The following is a 15,103-nucleotide window of genomic DNA, read 5'->3' as shown; positions in this document are numbered from 1 at the left end:
ATCACTATACCTTTGTTCCTAATATAAGTTGATAAGTGTTAGAAGCCTTTCCTTGTCCTACTGTAACAGATAGTAGCCCCTGTTCTTTCAGTCCTTTTATTGCCTTTGATGTTGTATTACGATTAGCCCGTAAATAATCCTGTAACTGGTTATATGATAGTTTCACTGGTGCTTTATCAGCTTCTAGTTCTTTCATAATATATAGTAATAATAGTTCTGTTTTATCTAAGTTAGTGCGTTTAAATAATTCCAACCGCAATCTCCTTCTCTTGTTCTGTTATTTAACACTCATACTAATAGTGTCTTACATTTCATATAGTACATATTAATTACCATTAAAACAATAAAAACTTCCCCTTAGCTATGTAATTATATATCAAAAAGACTTATGCGTAATTCACATAAGTCTCACTTTTGTTACTCATAATTGATTATTCTTCATCTTCAAACCCCTGTAAGCTATCAAGTAATTCTGTAAAAGACGAACAAACAGGAAAAATAGCTTTTTCCATCTCTTTTTCTTCGTGTTCCTAAAGTACAATGGTTGGGATTGAAAAATATTTCGGATTAAGAAAATACTTACAACAAAAGTTAAAATGTTGTATCAGTTAGACTTTTTCTTATTACAATTTCATGTTTTAGAGTTTCTGAGAAATCAAATGCTTTAAATAATAAATCAGAAAATGTCTTTCCATCTTCTCTAGCAAAATACGTAACAAGGTCAACAACTTGTGGTGGTAATGCTTTTCCTTCCCACGGCGGTCTTTTGGTTATATCTTCAATATCCCAAATAATTTCTTCGGGTTTCTTCTTTTGTAATATGCTTTGAATTTCTTTTAAATTCTTTCTCGCTTCTTCTACGTCTTCCCAACTTAACTTATCAAAATACAAATTCTTCATAAGTAAAGGATATTTAGTTCCCCAACCTTCAGGTTCTGTATGATATGACATTGTTGAAAAGAAGCTATGCAAAAAGTCAGGATGCCCTACTTCATAAAACATAAAATCTATTCCAAATCCTACGTTTGACATATTATCACTCCAATATACTAATCTTTAATTTCAATAGTAACGTTATCATTTGTTTTTGTCTTGATTTTCTGCACTAGTTCAATAATTTCATCAGGACTTACTTCCTGTCCCCTAATATCAACACGAACTGTTTGTTTCGTTCCTTCAGGTAGATTCTTCAATCTTGCCTCTACTTGCTTTCCTATAACATAAGCTAATCTAGTTCTCTTTGCTGGTGTAGATACGTCATAGTTTTTTACTTCAACTGCATGTTTAACGCCTTCACTATATAAATCAGGAATAGAAGAACCTTTTGTTTTTTTCTTTAATTCTTCACCATCTTTGAAAATGACTTGTTCCCTAAATCCTTTGTAATCTTTCAAGGCATCAAGTTCAGACTGTCTCCAAGATGGTCTAGCAAACATAAGATAACCACTTAGATAATTCCCCCAGTTTCCTGTTGGCGGTAACATACTAGTCATAGTCCCACTAGTAAGACCACCTGCAAAAGCAGGTTGTAAACGTGGTGCAGTAATTTCAGTTACTTTTGCAAACTTCGCACCTCTTGCCACTGTTGAAACTTTACTTATTCCTTTATCCCCAAGCCATCCTAATCCAAGCCCCATAAAAATACTCGTTCCCCATTTTGTACGACTTTCCGCATCACCATGCCAAAAATCATTCATAAATGAATCCGAAACAGTATTCCAAGCGGTAGAGACCGTTTCTATGGGGTGACCTATAGCATACTTAATATTTTCTTTTGTTACTGTATCGTCTAGTGAATCAAATCCTTCTACAATCTCCCCAATAACTTGCCCAGAACCAACGTATATACCGTCCCAAACTTTTCTAAGCATAGATTTTTCAGGAGGTTTACCACACATTGCCCCTTCTTCTACCTTTTCATCTGATAAATTTCCATCAACTAAATTCCCCCCATAAAGTTCATCAGCATTACGGAATTTTTCAGCAGCATGCATTAATTCTTCTACAATTTTATCAAATTCCCGAAATACATTAAACATTTGAGGTTTTGTTTCATTAAACATCTGATAAAACCTTTGACTTGTTGCCCCACTCCACATTGAAGCGATATATTCCGTTTGATTATATAAGTCTTTATGTATATCTTGTAATCTATTTTTAGCATTTAGGACTACCTTTGCTGATTGTTCCAACCGTTCAGGTGTTACCTTTATTTGAACCATATAGCCCCACCTCCCCTTAATATTCCACAAGAAAATTATACCATGTTAAATTACCCCATTGTCCTAAATATTTGAATTTACTAAACACGATGAATTAATGAACTTTTACCTTTAAAATAAAATTGTCAAACAAATGTTGAGAAATATCGAAATTCAATTTCCATTATATTCTATTCTTGCTATTATTTAATGTAAGACTATTCAGAAAAGGAAGGGATTACATGGGTGTTCCAGTGAAGGGGAATGAACAGATTTCAAAGTTATTTAATGACTGGTATCAAGCTATACTACAACATCAAAATGTACAAGCAACAAACTTAAAACAAGAAGTTGAAGATAAACTTTCCACTATAAAAGAAGATAAAAATTTATTATTATACTATTCATTATTAGACTTTAGATATAAAGTGCTAACCGATGGACTTAACATTACAAAAGATAGCTTTAATGAAATTAACTCCTTTGATGTACCTGATAGCGGCTTTTTATCTTATTATTATCACTTCTTTAAAGGCATTCATGAAGCGATGGTTTCAAATTACACTAAAGCGAGAGAAGAATTTGAACAAGCGGAAAAACTTTTAATGTATGCACTGAATGAATTAGAGGAAGCTGAATTTAATTATCGCATTGCTTCATTCCACTATCAAACATACCAACCTTTAGTTGCAATTCAATATGTAACGAAGGCAAAGGATATTTTTTCTAAACATATGGGATATGAAGTTAATGTAGCTTCCTGTGACAATGTTTATGGGCTATCTTGCATAGATTTAAAACAATTTGAACAAGCGGAAATCAATCTAAATTCTGCGTTAGATATTCTACAAAAACACAATGAAGAATCTCTAGTCCTTAGAGTACGACACAACTTAGCTTGGTTATACGCGAATCAAAATCTTTCAAGTTTAGCAATTCGACATGTATCCGAAGTGACGAAAAAGAACCCTAAACATTTCAAAGCTATTTTTGTAGAAGCACGTGAGTATTATAAATTAGGCGAACATACTCTTGCCGAAGAATTGATTGAAAACGGTCTACGTATTTGTAATGAACTTGAAAACAAAGAACTTCTACCCCATTTTATGATTCTAAAAGAACTAAATAATAAAACTTCCGCATTATCTTTAGAAAAAGTAATTTTAGAAGGGATTTCTTACTTTAAAAAAGAAAAACTATGGGACTGCGTGCAAGAATACACTGAGATTCTAGCAAACGCATTCTACCAAGAAGAAAATCATGTACAAGCTAGTAAGTATTTTTATATGAGTAATGAAGCAAGGAGAAAATATGAAGAAAAAGGGGCGTTAAAGTAATGAAAAAGCTTGGATTAACAATAGCAGGGTTAGCTGTATTAGGAATTACGTCTTTAGGATTAGGACATACGAATGAAATAGCAAAAACGAAACAAAAACTAACAGCATTAAATATAGGCGATACATGGTCACCCCAAAGACCTGATTTAGCTTATAGTGATGGGAATACTGGTGGTATAAGTAAATTAGAAGCACACGGTAATCATGGCGGTGCACCTGCTTACAATAAAGGCGATACACCTGCACCAAAAGCTTAATTGTTTCATAAAGAAAGTCATACTACTTGTATGGCTTTTTTGTTATTTCATAATTCTATACTTCGCTTATTTATTTCTTTATTTAACCTTATATAAATTTAAACTACTTTAAATTTCTTTACATCACTTTATTTCACCTACATAACTGCACTTCAAGAATAAAGTATAATACAGTGTAAGCTTTAAAATTAAATACAAATAAAGTGAATTACGTATTTTACTTATGCAACAATGAAAGTGAATTAAGGTAAAATAAAGACAATTAAAGTATATTACATCTATTTAAAGAAACAATGATTTCATTTTCAATAAATTAAAAAAAGCAACTGTAATTAACAGCCGCCTTCCGTTTCTTAGTGTAAACCTTTTGCAGTTAAATCTTTGACTCTTTTCATAAAATCTAATGATACTTCACCTTTTTGCACAGCTTCTATCCCATATTGAATATCATCTTCTTTGTACCCTAGGCTACATAAGAACATTCTTATACCAATAGCAGCACCCTTAAATAGCTGTATTTCATGTTCATTATCTGCCCTATACATTAATTCTTCATTTTCTAAGAGGTTAACTATACCTATGTAAAACATTTCTTCCATAGTCAAACTTCTTACCATATCGTTATTCTACTTAAAGTATTTCTGCATAATAATAGTTTTCTGTTTCAATGCAACCAAACTCAACTTTTTCAGGAAACATTGAAACATTTAATTCTTTTGCCATCATAAGTGAACTAGTAGCCCACTCTACATATTGTTGAGGAAGTCTATATGCTACCGCTTGTCCTTTCTCTTTTACCGTGACAATAGGTGTGTCCATTCCTAACATACCTACTGACAGTACTTCATAAATAGCCCCTTGTTCCCTATCATTCTTAATTTTAGGTATTGATAAAACTTCATGTTTGTTAGCATCACGATAAATTTTTGCCCCTTGTTTGTTAACCATATAATCCTTAGTAGTCATACTATATCCCCCACCTTTTCATTATAGTTACAAACATATTATACAATATTTTCTAGCGGACTACTTTTATTTTCATTATGTAAAATTCTAATTCCACTTGCCTTCTTCAATTCTTCTTCCATACGGTTAAACTCGTTAATGTACATCATTTTAAACTGAAGTGCCTTTTTACCAGTGAAGCCCATAACTAATAAAGTAAATCCGTCTTTAGTCATGTTGTATTTTTTATAGCTACGCTTTGCCCCTTCAGGTTTATAAGTGGTTTCTTGGAATAGTAGCGAAAATTCGCTGCTATTAAATTCAGTACCTAATTTCTCAATTGCTTGTGTTACATGCTGGTGCTGTTTCCCAAAAACTTCAGCTACTTTTTTACTGTCCGTTACTACCTCGTTATTTTCGATAAATACAAAATAAAAAAAAGCGTGTCCCCATAGGAAAACACGTCAAATAAATTACTATAATGTTGGCACCTTCATCATACTTATAAGTAATGGTATTAATTGTTACAAAAATTTTGAAAAGTTTTGTGTAGTTTTTAAAAAGGAATTTTTATATTTGTATTTTCCCTATAATTTCCCCACCCTTACCCTCTCTTCTGTAAATACCATGTAGAAGCATGTGGTTTCCTGTCAGCCCTCGCTGAAAGATGTTAAATAAAGTAGGGAAGCTGGTAAAGTCTTGCTTAATATTGTTACAACGCAGTATTTAGTTTACACATTTATGTAAAGGAAGACAGTACAAGGACACTGGGAATGGCATTAGGACGCTGTAAAAAACAGCTAGGACATGGGTATATTACCTATAAAATAGTATAAAAAAAGACACACCAGTATCTTCCACATACCAGTGTGCTAACGTTATAAATAAACATAAAAGGTATTAATGAGTGTCATCTTTAGTATAACATGTAACATTAATAATAAATGTTTTTTAAATTTTGTGTATCTATTGGCATAAAAAAGAGGCATACAGCAATTCGACCTTTACTGCACACCTTTCCATCTACTATACCGCTAGCACTTTTTATATTTAGCGGTAGGAGGTAAGAAATGACCCCGCTTAAAGAAGTAGTTACTTTCAGTATATCCAATATATAAAATGCTTACCAGTCCAAGGGTTAGAAAAATATTGTGTAATTTTTTAAAGCAAGTACAGGTAAGTTAAAGTTAGTTAAAATTGAACCACCCTTACCCTATTGGAAGTAAATGTAACTCAAAGTTATAAAAGTGGTGTAGGAATGTATAACGCATTAGACCCAGCCTACTACCATGCCCCTTCCCCCTGTATACCCCTTCCTCCAAAATAAAAGAATACATTAATTATCTAACATTCATTCTAACGTACTTAACACCTTCATACAGCGGCTTTAGTGTTACTTCACATTTACTGTTTACTTATTACGTGTTGTACGTTGCCTGTGCTATGCGTGTCTGCTTACTACGTGCCTGTGTGCTATACCTATGCACTGCACTATGTACTGCACTATGTACTGTGTGGTGCTGTGTGTGCTTCGCCCCTACCTTACTGTGTGCCATGCTACCGTGCCCGTTGTCTTTGCTGCGTCCTCGCACTAGGTAGGTGTGGTACTGTGGTGCAGTGGACGTGGTACACCTGTACATATACCTACTATACACGGGGCATACAGGAAACCTCACAAACGACTGTATAACGGGCTTTATGACGTAGAGTAGTATTGAAAAGTAGTTGTATTTTAACAACGCTGTACGGGGCGAATGAGGACATTAAAAAGGGACGCTTGTTACAAGACAGGCTAAATAAATAGCATCAAAATATCTACACTTATTGACACTGATAAGAAACCCCTGTATTATAGGGTTTGTAAAGTATCAAAAAGTCGTATCAAATAAAAATTGATAAAAAGGGGAAATACATAATGATTTATGGTTACGCACGTGTAAGTACAAATAAGCAGGAACTGGACATTCAAATTAAAACATTAAAAGAAAAAGGTGCTACTCAGATATATAAAGAAAAGATAAGTGGTGCTAAAGCTGATAGAAAAGAATTAAACAAGCTATTAGAAACAATAAAAGCTGGTGACACACTTGTAGTAACTAAAGCTGACCGTATAGCACGTTCATTATCACAGCTAGAAGCATTCGTACTTGATTTAACTAATAGAGGTGTAGCGGTACATATAATCAATATGGGGCTTTTTACAGCGGAATCAATGGACAACCCTATAACAAAACTATTGTTTCAGGTATTAGGTTCATTTGCCGAGTTTGAACGTTCTATGATTCTCGAAAGAACACAAGAAGGTATAAAAGACGCTAAAGAAAAAGGTGTTAAGTTTGGTAGGAAGTCTAAGAAATATGTGATTGAAGGTTCTTTATTACATGCTATTGAACAAGTGGAAGAAGGGAAGATGTCACAGCCTGAAGGGGCTGAATTTGTTGGGTGTAGTGTAGCCACATTTAAAAGACGACTAAAAGAATACAGAGAACAAAAAGGAAGTTCCTAGTTCTATTTCATAACTGGGCTTTAAATTCCCTTCAGGAACTACAAGGGATAATAGCTGTGATTTTCAGCTAAACCAAACGGTACAAAAAATGCCCACAAACTCATGTGTAGCATGGGCTGAATGACTATCATTACTATAAAAAAAGATTTTACACATTCACAATTTATCACACAGGCAAGCATTGTTATTTCGCCTATTTCAGTTACTAAACAGTAAATTATTGTCAAGTGAGTTACCTTACATTAATACAAATAAAAACCCCCACTAGTATTAACCAGTAGGGGACATTTCTTTACGTAATTTAATTTTTATCTTCTCTATTTCTGCCAATCTTCTTTGGCGTACTTTATCACTTTCACTATCTAGTCCCGTTAAGTTAAGAAAACAATGGTGCTGTAACTCTTCATTACCTCCTAACATGTTTGCTGCCCTATTGTAAAATACTTTGCCACAAATACTACATTCATGTTTTACCACTACCATTACATTTATAGGACGTTCTTTGACTGCAATAAAATCTTCATACTTCCCGTTAAGTAACTGCTGGTATTCCTCAATAGATAACGTTTTAAAGCTATCTACTTCATAACTACTAATTTCTTTTTCAATTTCTGTATACATTGTATTAATTATGATACCTCCTGTTATGTTTAATTAGATTTATGGTGTTACTTACCGCCCTAACGGGCGTGACTGCGGTTACGGCTTCACCTACACCTTGTCCACTTCTTGTTAGTATTCTTCGTTAATAGTTTCTATCAATACTATGAATAGTGCCGCTATAATAGCTTTAAGTGTGACGTCAGGAACACGGGCTGTTATGCGATATGTTTTTTTGTTTTTATTACGGTTAATGATAGTGAATTAAAATGAATGTAAAAGATTAAGAGATAATCACACTAACAAAAATCACCCTAATCCCTTGTGGCAGTAGGGTTTAACCCCTATTTAATATGGTGCACAAAAGGCATAGTATTTCATTAAAAAGGTGCACGAAACGCATAGTATCATTTCTTACTCTTCACAATAAAATCAGCTATCAGCACTTCAGGTACTTGTAAGTTATATTCCCTTTCGCTTACTCTTCGCATTAATAACGGATTAGCCTTAAAGTGATATTCTTTGTCACCTTTTCTAACTTGTGCGAATGCGTATAGTGTCCCGTATCTCTCATGTTCAAAGGTAACTCGTCTGATTTTTTGTAATACTTTGTTGGTATCAGCTACACCAATAATTGTAGATATTTGTTTCAAGTTAAGCGTATCAATCTTTTCTAACTGTCTTTCATTTGGATTACTTGCTAAAATATTGTGCCCATATGTTACATAAGGCAATAAAAAATAGACCGCTGAAAGGTCTTTTGCTTTAACTTGTGCGTCACGTAATGCACGTATGCTATTTATAATTAGCTTAATATTATTCTTGACCTGACTACGTGGCACTTTTCCTCTAAAATGATAAATAGGATTCATGCAGTAAACTTTGTCTTCATTTAGGTATAGTACGCCCTTTTCAGTTAATTTACTGATAACATCTTTTGTTTTACGTGTCTTTAAGTTCAAAATCCCTTCAAAGTCTTTCACCTTAGTAAATGGTGTTTTAGTTGTCCCTAAAGTGCCGTCATATCGTAAATACGATTGAATTATGAGTAGGTAGCCTAATGTTGTATCGTTCATACCCTCAATTAACTTCGTGATTTCTTTCATATTAGTATTGGTAAAGCTATCACCTTCAGATTTGAAACTTTTTTTATCATGTTCACGCTGTTCTCTCTCCAATGCCTCTAAATTTGCTAACTCACGCAAACGCGAATTTTTAGTAGCTGCTTGAAAAACTTCACTTAAATTTGTCATTTTAAAATTCCCCCTTAGTTGTAAAAAATGTCATGTAGTACGAGATAGCAAACGTTCATATATGGTTCATACAGTTGCATTAATCCTAAATCACATAGTTCTTCTGCTACTTCAATTAACTTTTCTAGCATTGCTTTTTCAGTAAATACAGGAATAAAATTCACCTGCTTTGAGAAAGATTTCAAGTCTTCAAATGAATAAAAACGCCCTTCTGTCTGTTCCTTGTGCAGAATTTGAATAAGCAAGGTAATGTGTTTGTCATTCAATCCAAAACGTTGTTTTAAAGTTATTAGGTTTCGCATTAATAGCCCTCCTTAATGTTGTTACATATAAGGTAGTACCGTTAATCATAAATTTAAGGACACATATGTATGTGATTAATAAAAAAAAAGAAGGCAAACCGCAAATGGCTGCCTTTACTATTTCATGTTATTTAATTTGTTTTACCTTTTACTTTGTCTTTTACTTCTTCCTGTAACTGTAGTCCTAATGAAAGTAGGGCAAATGGTGGCAGTCCTTTTAAAATACTAGCATCACCTTGTTTTATTTTATCTAATATTTCTTTGCTGTATTGCATTACACATTACTCCCTTCTTTACAGTAGTTACGTACAATAAAACTGTTATTTTTAACGGCGTTATTACCTTCCTTAGCTTGAATAAAGTGAGTAGGTGAAATCTGTAGGTTACCTACCTCTAACGGTGTTGACGTACTAATTATCTTATTATGAAGGCGGTATTCATCAATTACCACACTATCACCAGCTAAACAATCGTATACGTCATGTTCAAATTCTTTTTGTTCTGATTCAAGCATTTTACTAACATCTGCAACACAGTCCATTACGTCAGACAATGCCACCCGTGTAGCTTTATTCATTTCTTCATTAAAAGCGGCGTGTAATTCATTACGGTCTTTATCAATAGCTTGTGCAACTGCTGGGGCATACTTTAATCTTACCTGTGTTGTACGTTCCTTAGTTTCTTCTAAATACACGTCTAGTGCTTGAAGTTCTTTTACTAAGTGGTCTTGTTCATTTTGAAGATAAATGCGTTCGCCAATTTCATATGTCGCTTCCATATCAGCAAGTACTTTCACTAATTCAGCTTGTTTTTCAGCTTTTCTTTCTTCAATACTTTCAGCATACTTTTGAATGTCTTCCATATCTTTTTGAAATGCTTGAATAGCTTTCTTTGTATAGCGGTGCGGCTTGTAACCTGCAATTACTTTATCTAATTCTTCACGATTAATTTTAAATAACATTATTATTTTCTCCTTTCGATTGTGCCTGCCGTTTCTTAGCAAGCATTACAGCTTGTATAGCTACTTTCGTTTCTTTTATGCTAATGGCTGTTTCCTTCTCGACTTCACGTAAATGAAATAGCTTATCTAACAGGGCATTTGCTTTACTGTCCAATTCTTTAGCGTTATATCCCTTAGTTAAAATAGCAGCACATAGTTTTTCTACTTTCTTTGTCATACTTTATAACCACGTCTAGCCTTAATTTCCATCAGTTTTCTATAAGAATCAATTTCCACACGGTCGATACGAAAGCGGCGTTTTAATTCCTCCACACGGGCATAAACATTCGGACTAAAATCCTCAACGTTTCCGCTTTCGTATTCGCTAATCATTCTTTGACTTACCCCCAGCTTTTCAGCAACGGCTGCTTGTGTTAAATTTCGTGAAAGCCTAATGTACTTAAGCATTTGCGGTTTAATTTCAGGTTTATAAGGTAAGTTTTTATATTCATTTCCAATCATTATTAAATCCCCCTTTTTAGGTAGTTATATTAGTTTATTTCCTCCTTCTATTGCTATAAAAATAACCCCTACATCAAGTGACATAGGGGCTACTTACCAAAAGCACAACTTAAAGGAGAATGAATTTAGGAGGAAAACATGGGTAAAGATACCCAAACAAAAAACCACACACAATGAAGTATACGGTCTTAAAAGTTCCCCTATATTAATGTGTGTGAAACATAATCCATTTACAGGTATATTTTAGAATTATTTTTCACTTCATACTAGATACAGCAAGGGTTCATTGCTTCTTGTTGTCAGGTTGCTTTTTCCATAAAATAACTCACCGAGATTCACATTTCTAGGCGATTAACTTTTGTTTTACGTATAGTTGCACTACTAATCTTCTTTAAATTACTTTAAAAATAAAAAGAGAATGCAGATTATCTCCACATTCCCTTTTCAAGTTGCTATATGTTCATTAACAGTTGTCTGATAAATTCAATTGCCACACCAGAAATGATAACATCAAAATTAACATGAAAATACATTTCTGTTGTATCTGAATCCTTCTTGTAGAAGAATTTAAACATATACAACCACCACCTATTTATACAGCGTTTTCGATATAAATTAAAATCCCTTTATAATTCTAAACGGTTAATGGTTGAATGAACCTTCTATATTATCTCAAATTATTCCTAATCAAACAAGTATTTCCATATATTTTTTTGTTAGAATCCCAACTTTTATTTTATAAACTTCTTATCCAATCCTCACGCCTCTTTTTCAATTCTACTTTGCTTACTGACTCATTCCCTTCAACATTCCCGATTGGATTATATAAGTTAATAGCATACATTTCATAAATTTTTCGGTCTTTCCTATCACAATAAAAAACATCAACCGAATGAAACACATGATGAAATCTTCTTGTAGTACTACTTTTACCAGTCATATGTTTAGTCAGTCTCTTCCTTAAATTCAAAGACTCTCCAATATAAACAATTCCTCCACTTGAATCTCTCATAAAATAAAATCCTGAATCTGAACTAACTTTATGAATGTCTGATACAGGAATACTCAAAGAACTTTCAGGAATCTCAATCTTTATCAAATTTATTACCCCTCATTTCCAATCTAACATTCTTTATAACCTAATCCTATGATATACTAATACTAAATTAGGGAATCATTTCCCTTCTGTGTACTTATTTTACTTATCTATTCATTTTGGCGTTTAGTCCTTTAAAACTAAGCGTCCTTTTTTATTTATTATACCGTTTTTTTCTGATATAATGTTTTTTGAAGTTACAGGGGAAAGTATCCCCTTCTCTTTACTACCGTTTGCGTTTGGTCTTATTGGCTAAACGCTTTTTCTCTTTTTCCCCTATATAGTTCTTACTTTATATATCGTTTAAGCCCCATTTCTCTCTATCTTAGCTAGTGGTAGTTGCTTAGATTTTCCTCTACCCATCGTTAGTGGTGGAAAATGTTTTAAATCTCTTGACGGTTTTGAACGCCCTTTGACATGGTGAAGCGGAGGTTGTAGAAACGGCTGATAGCATAGTTATCCCCTAGATTTCAAAGTTAAAATAACTAAGAAAGCTAGAAAGGATAAGTACTATACATGGCTTGCGTTATGCAGTGTCCGTATGCGTAGCCCTATTCACTTAGTAGTTTTCACTACATACACCCTTTAACAATGGCTTGTCCCTTGCATATCGTCCCACAATGACAAGCTGAATGTATTCCCTAGCACCGTAATGCTAACGATAACCCACCGAACCTTTCAGAGAATAGTCTCTAGGTAAGTTCTCACCTACTCTCACCGAATGAATAGGAATCCAGTGAAAGGTGCTATCCTTGTAAAAGCATACTAAGTACTTTCCGCACGACCGATAGCAAGCCACACCTTAATTATCCCTACGTTATACGTGTCCATAATTACAGTTTATCAGTTTTTAGCGTGGTTTACAGGCAATTCCACGTTCGGAATTACCGCACACCCATACTTATAATTACCTAAAAAAGACAATAGGAAACTAAACCTCTTGCATTATAATTTTTTTGCTTTATAATGGAGGTGACGAGTACACGGAATGTCCGTTATTTAATTGTTGTTGATATGCAATTTTTCCGCTATTTAACTGCTATTGAATATACGAAATTGTCCGTTATTTAGTTTTGAGTCGATTTTTAAACCTTAGGTCACGTGCTGTAACACGTGGCTTTTTTCTTTGTCTAAAATTTTTATAAATATCGTTTATTAAGTACCTTTAACGGGGAAAATTCTTTATGCCGTTCTCTTACGTCATTACCAAATAAATTTACATATGTTTTAACAATCTCCATATTGGTGTGTCCCAGTATGGCTTGTAACTCAAATATATTCGCACCTTGCTGTACACTTAGTTTGGCAAATGTGTGTCTAAACGTGTGAGGACTACAACGCACATCTTTTATTTGTGCCATGTTGCCGTATATAGATATTCGTTGCTGTATTCCTCTTCTGGTAAGGCGTGTCCCATCAACAGTGACAAATAAAGCATTACTTTCAACATACCCACGAATAGCGATATACTTTTTCAGTTGGCTTTTCATATCTTTTTGTATAGGTACTTGCCGTTCTCGATAGCTTTTAGCGTTACGAATTACAAGCAAACTATCCTCCCATCGAATATCCTTTACAGACAGCCCCACTAGTTCATTTATACGTATACCTGTTTCAAGCATTAGCATCATAATTGTGTAATCCCTAACGCCCGTAAATGTCCTTAAATTAGGCTGATGGAATAGCTTATTAAGCTGTTCTTTTGAAAAAGTAGGAATAATACGTTTCCTGTCTTTCAACAACTTAATGTTTTCCATTGGATTTCTAGGAATGTGCTTCTGCTTGTATAAGAAGTTATAAAAAGCACGTAATGCACGTAAACGAGTATTAATAGAAACTACTTTAATTCCTCTATAATTTTTCATGTAAAGTATCACGTTTTCTTTTACATGTTCTTCAGTCATGTTATAAGGTTTTAAAATAGAAACGTCTATTTCTTGTTCTGTTAATAAATTAAGAAACGCCTGTAACTCATTTAAATAATACTTAATGGTAAATGGTCGAAGATTTCTTAACTCACAATCCTTTACAAACAAGGTGATAGCTTCATTAAACGTTTCAACATAGGATTTACTTTGCTTTTTAATAACAGCTAATTCACTTTCATCTAAAGTGTTTTTTCTTCTAGCCAAAAGTTAACCACCTTTCTTTACCTGTGAACACGACCAATGAATACGATTTTAAAAGTGGATTTTTCAAGCAAAATTACCCCTGAAAACACAAAAAAACGCCTTCCTACAAAACTGTAGAAAGACGTTTTAAACGTTGCTATTACTTAATTCTTCTGTAATTCACGATAACCATTTAACGATACCGATGGTCGGGGTCGAACCGACACTCCCGAAGGAACACGATTTTGAGTCGTGCGCGTCTGCCAATTCCGCCACATCGGCACAAAAGAAAAGGCGGCAACCGGATTTGAACCGGTGATAAAGGTTTTGCAGACCTCTGCCTTACCACTTGGCTATGCCGCCATATAAAATTTTACTGGAGCGGAAGACGGGATTCGAACCCGCGACCCCAACCTTGGCAAGGTTGTATTCTACCACTGAACTACTTCCGCAAAAATGGCTGGGCTAGCTGGATTCGAACCAGCGCATGACGGAGTCAAAGTCCGTTGCCTTACCGCTTGGCTATAGCCCATCGAATTCTTACTTAATTATATGTAAGTATCCATTAGATTATTTATAATTTTTAAAATAAAAATGGGGCGACTGATGGGAATCGAACCCACGAGTGCCGGAGCCACAATCCGGTGCGTTAACCACTTCGCCACAGCCGCCATGCTGTGTAAATATATTTGGCAGGGGCAGTAGGAATCGAACCCACACTGGAGGTTTTGGAGACCTCAGTTCTACCTTTAAACTATGCCCCTATGTAAATGGTGGAGGGGGGCAGATTCGAACTGCCGAACCCGAAGGAGCGGATTTACAGTCCGCCGCGTTTAGCCACTTCGCTACCCCTCCGAAACTTACATGGTGCCGGCTAGAGGACTTGAACCCCCAACCTACTGATTACAAGTCAGTTGCTCTACCAATTGAGCTAAGCCGGCGTATATGATTAAGATAAATGGTGGCTCGGGACGGAATCGAACCGCCGACACGAGGATTTTCAGTCCTCTGCTCTACCGACTGAGCTACCGAG

General features: G+C 34.5%; 19 protein-coding genes, 8 tRNA genes and 1 pseudogene. 3 read left to right on the top strand and 25 right to left on the bottom strand.

All coding sequences use genetic code 11. The features are described from left to right. Positions 1 to 4: 4 nt before the first annotated feature. The 4 genes and pseudogenes from PDQ68_RS25325 to PDQ68_RS25310 all read right to left on the bottom strand — a co-directional run bounded on the left by PDQ68_RS25325 (position 5) and on the right by PDQ68_RS25310 (position 2,222). The gene (locus PDQ68_RS25325; RefSeq protein WP_000418658.1) at positions 5 to 253 is read right to left on the bottom strand and encodes a winged helix-turn-helix domain-containing protein; all 249 of its coding nucleotides are present in this window, start codon (positions 251 to 253) and stop codon (positions 5 to 7) included. Positions 254 to 431: 178 nt separating this feature from the next. Beyond that, a pseudogene (locus PDQ68_RS25320) lies at positions 432 to 587 on the bottom strand (SMI1/KNR4 family protein); the annotation flags it as partial. Positions 588 to 591: 4 nt separating this feature from the next. Next, entirely contained in the window at positions 592 to 1,032 is a 441-nt protein-coding gene (locus PDQ68_RS25315) for an Imm70 family immunity protein (protein ID WP_000072974.1), read from the bottom strand. Between the two features lie 17 nt (positions 1,033 to 1,049). After that, a complete protein-coding gene (locus tag PDQ68_RS25310; protein WP_000249949.1) occupies positions 1,050 to 2,222 on the bottom strand; it encodes a WXG100 family type VII secretion target in 1,173 nt (390 codons plus the stop codon). A 221-nt stretch (positions 2,223 to 2,443) separates the two neighbouring features. Here PDQ68_RS25310 and PDQ68_RS25305 point away from each other — a divergent pair, with 221 nt between their 5' ends. Both PDQ68_RS25305 and PDQ68_RS25300 read left to right on the top strand, forming a co-directional pair. Then, entirely contained in the window at positions 2,444 to 3,538 is a 1,095-nt protein-coding gene (locus tag PDQ68_RS25305) for a response regulator aspartate phosphatase (RefSeq protein WP_000538826.1), read from the top strand. After that, positions 3,538 to 3,795 (top strand): hypothetical protein, encoded by a 258-nt coding sequence (locus tag PDQ68_RS25300; RefSeq protein ID WP_000733021.1) that lies wholly within the window; start codon positions 3,538 to 3,540, stop codon positions 3,793 to 3,795. Before PDQ68_RS25305 ends, PDQ68_RS25300 begins: the two co-directional genes overlap by 1 nt. A gap of 353 nt (positions 3,796 to 4,148) precedes the next feature. Here the strand turns inward: PDQ68_RS25300 and PDQ68_RS25295 are convergent, their stop codons facing one another. From PDQ68_RS25295 to PDQ68_RS25285, 3 genes are read right to left on the bottom strand one after another with little or no spacing between them, the layout of a single operon-like run. Further along, a complete protein-coding gene (locus tag PDQ68_RS25295) occupies positions 4,149 to 4,394 on the bottom strand; it encodes a hypothetical protein (protein ID WP_000392027.1) in 246 nt (81 codons plus the stop codon). A 31-nt stretch (positions 4,395 to 4,425) separates the two neighbouring features. Continuing rightward, on the bottom strand, positions 4,426 to 4,761 hold the full coding sequence (locus PDQ68_RS25290) for a hypothetical protein (protein ID WP_000208387.1): 336 nt from the start codon (positions 4,759 to 4,761) through the stop codon (positions 4,426 to 4,428). Between the two features lie 38 nt (positions 4,762 to 4,799). Continuing rightward, entirely contained in the window at positions 4,800 to 5,162 is a 363-nt protein-coding gene (locus PDQ68_RS25285) for a Rha family transcriptional regulator (RefSeq protein WP_071727032.1), read from the bottom strand. Between the two features lie 1,493 nt (positions 5,163 to 6,655). Between PDQ68_RS25285 and PDQ68_RS25280 the strand changes: the two genes are divergently transcribed. Continuing rightward, the gene (locus PDQ68_RS25280; RefSeq protein ID WP_000639145.1) at positions 6,656 to 7,246 is read left to right on the top strand and encodes a recombinase family protein; all 591 of its coding nucleotides are present in this window, start codon (positions 6,656 to 6,658) and stop codon (positions 7,244 to 7,246) included. A 270-nt stretch (positions 7,247 to 7,516) separates the two neighbouring features. On the opposite strand, the gene PDQ68_RS25275 is transcribed toward PDQ68_RS25280, so the two are convergent. The 18 genes from PDQ68_RS25275 to PDQ68_RS25190 form a co-directional block, all read right to left on the bottom strand. Continuing rightward, on the bottom strand, positions 7,517 to 7,867 hold the full coding sequence (locus PDQ68_RS25275) for a hypothetical protein (protein ID WP_000287823.1): 351 nt from the start codon (positions 7,865 to 7,867) through the stop codon (positions 7,517 to 7,519). A 386-nt stretch (positions 7,868 to 8,253) separates the two neighbouring features. After that, complete coding sequence (locus PDQ68_RS25270; RefSeq protein WP_000183439.1) at positions 8,254 to 9,099, bottom strand: hypothetical protein; 846 nt, start codon at positions 9,097 to 9,099, stop codon at positions 8,254 to 8,256. A 14-nt stretch (positions 9,100 to 9,113) separates the two neighbouring features. Further along, positions 9,114 to 9,401 (bottom strand): hypothetical protein, encoded by a 288-nt coding sequence (locus PDQ68_RS25265; RefSeq protein ID WP_001245084.1) that lies wholly within the window; start codon positions 9,399 to 9,401, stop codon positions 9,114 to 9,116. A 131-nt stretch (positions 9,402 to 9,532) separates the two neighbouring features. Beyond that, the gene (locus PDQ68_RS25260; protein ID WP_001200132.1) at positions 9,533 to 9,676 is read right to left on the bottom strand and encodes a hypothetical protein; all 144 of its coding nucleotides are present in this window, start codon (positions 9,674 to 9,676) and stop codon (positions 9,533 to 9,535) included. After that, positions 9,676 to 10,362 (bottom strand): hypothetical protein, encoded by a 687-nt coding sequence (locus PDQ68_RS25255; protein WP_000897666.1) that lies wholly within the window; start codon positions 10,360 to 10,362, stop codon positions 9,676 to 9,678. The genes PDQ68_RS25260 and PDQ68_RS25255 overlap by 1 nt, the downstream gene beginning before the upstream one ends. Further along, entirely contained in the window at positions 10,352 to 10,579 is a 228-nt protein-coding gene (locus PDQ68_RS25250) for a hypothetical protein (RefSeq protein ID WP_000163290.1), read from the bottom strand. The genes PDQ68_RS25255 and PDQ68_RS25250 overlap by 11 nt, the downstream gene beginning before the upstream one ends. Further along, positions 10,576 to 10,863, bottom strand: coding sequence for a helix-turn-helix domain-containing protein (locus PDQ68_RS25245; RefSeq protein WP_000579931.1), 288 nt, complete (start codon positions 10,861 to 10,863; stop codon positions 10,576 to 10,578). The genes PDQ68_RS25250 and PDQ68_RS25245 overlap by 4 nt, the downstream gene beginning before the upstream one ends. Before the next feature lie 452 nt (positions 10,864 to 11,315). Next, the gene (locus PDQ68_RS25240; RefSeq protein ID WP_000472094.1) at positions 11,316 to 11,438 is read right to left on the bottom strand and encodes a hypothetical protein; all 123 of its coding nucleotides are present in this window, start codon (positions 11,436 to 11,438) and stop codon (positions 11,316 to 11,318) included. Positions 11,439 to 11,599: 161 nt separating this feature from the next. After that, positions 11,600 to 11,962: a GIY-YIG nuclease family protein gene (locus tag PDQ68_RS25235; RefSeq protein ID WP_000590120.1), complete on the bottom strand. Its 363-nt coding sequence runs from the start codon at positions 11,960 to 11,962 to the stop codon at positions 11,600 to 11,602. A gap of 1,136 nt (positions 11,963 to 13,098) precedes the next feature. Next, complete coding sequence (locus PDQ68_RS25230) at positions 13,099 to 14,091, bottom strand: tyrosine-type recombinase/integrase (protein ID WP_000113968.1); 993 nt, start codon at positions 14,089 to 14,091, stop codon at positions 13,099 to 13,101. Between the two features lie 179 nt (positions 14,092 to 14,270). Next, positions 14,271 to 14,352, bottom strand: a tRNA-Leu gene (locus tag PDQ68_RS25225). A 10-nt stretch (positions 14,353 to 14,362) separates the two neighbouring features. Then, positions 14,363 to 14,433, bottom strand: a tRNA-Cys gene (locus tag PDQ68_RS25220). Positions 14,434 to 14,447: 14 nt separating this feature from the next. Then, positions 14,448 to 14,522, bottom strand: a tRNA-Gly gene (locus PDQ68_RS25215). Positions 14,523 to 14,527: 5 nt separating this feature from the next. Beyond that, a tRNA-Gln gene (locus PDQ68_RS25210) sits at positions 14,528 to 14,602 on the bottom strand. Between the two features lie 63 nt (positions 14,603 to 14,665). After that, positions 14,666 to 14,741, bottom strand: a tRNA-His gene (locus PDQ68_RS25205). A gap of 19 nt (positions 14,742 to 14,760) precedes the next feature. After that, a tRNA-Trp gene (locus PDQ68_RS25200) sits at positions 14,761 to 14,834 on the bottom strand. Positions 14,835 to 14,841: 7 nt separating this feature from the next. Beyond that, positions 14,842 to 14,925, bottom strand: a tRNA-Tyr gene (locus PDQ68_RS25195). Between the two features lie 10 nt (positions 14,926 to 14,935). Next, positions 14,936 to 15,011 (bottom strand) — tRNA-Thr (locus tag PDQ68_RS25190). Positions 15,012 to 15,103 lie beyond the last annotated feature (92 nt).

This window comes from Bacillus cereus group sp. Bc010, from assembly GCF_027716745.1.
GTDB lineage: Bacteria > Bacillota > Bacilli > Bacillales > Bacillaceae_G > Bacillus_A > Bacillus_A pacificus.
Note: the sequence above shows the minus strand (reverse complement) of the source record. Positions and strands in the feature narration are given on the sequence as shown.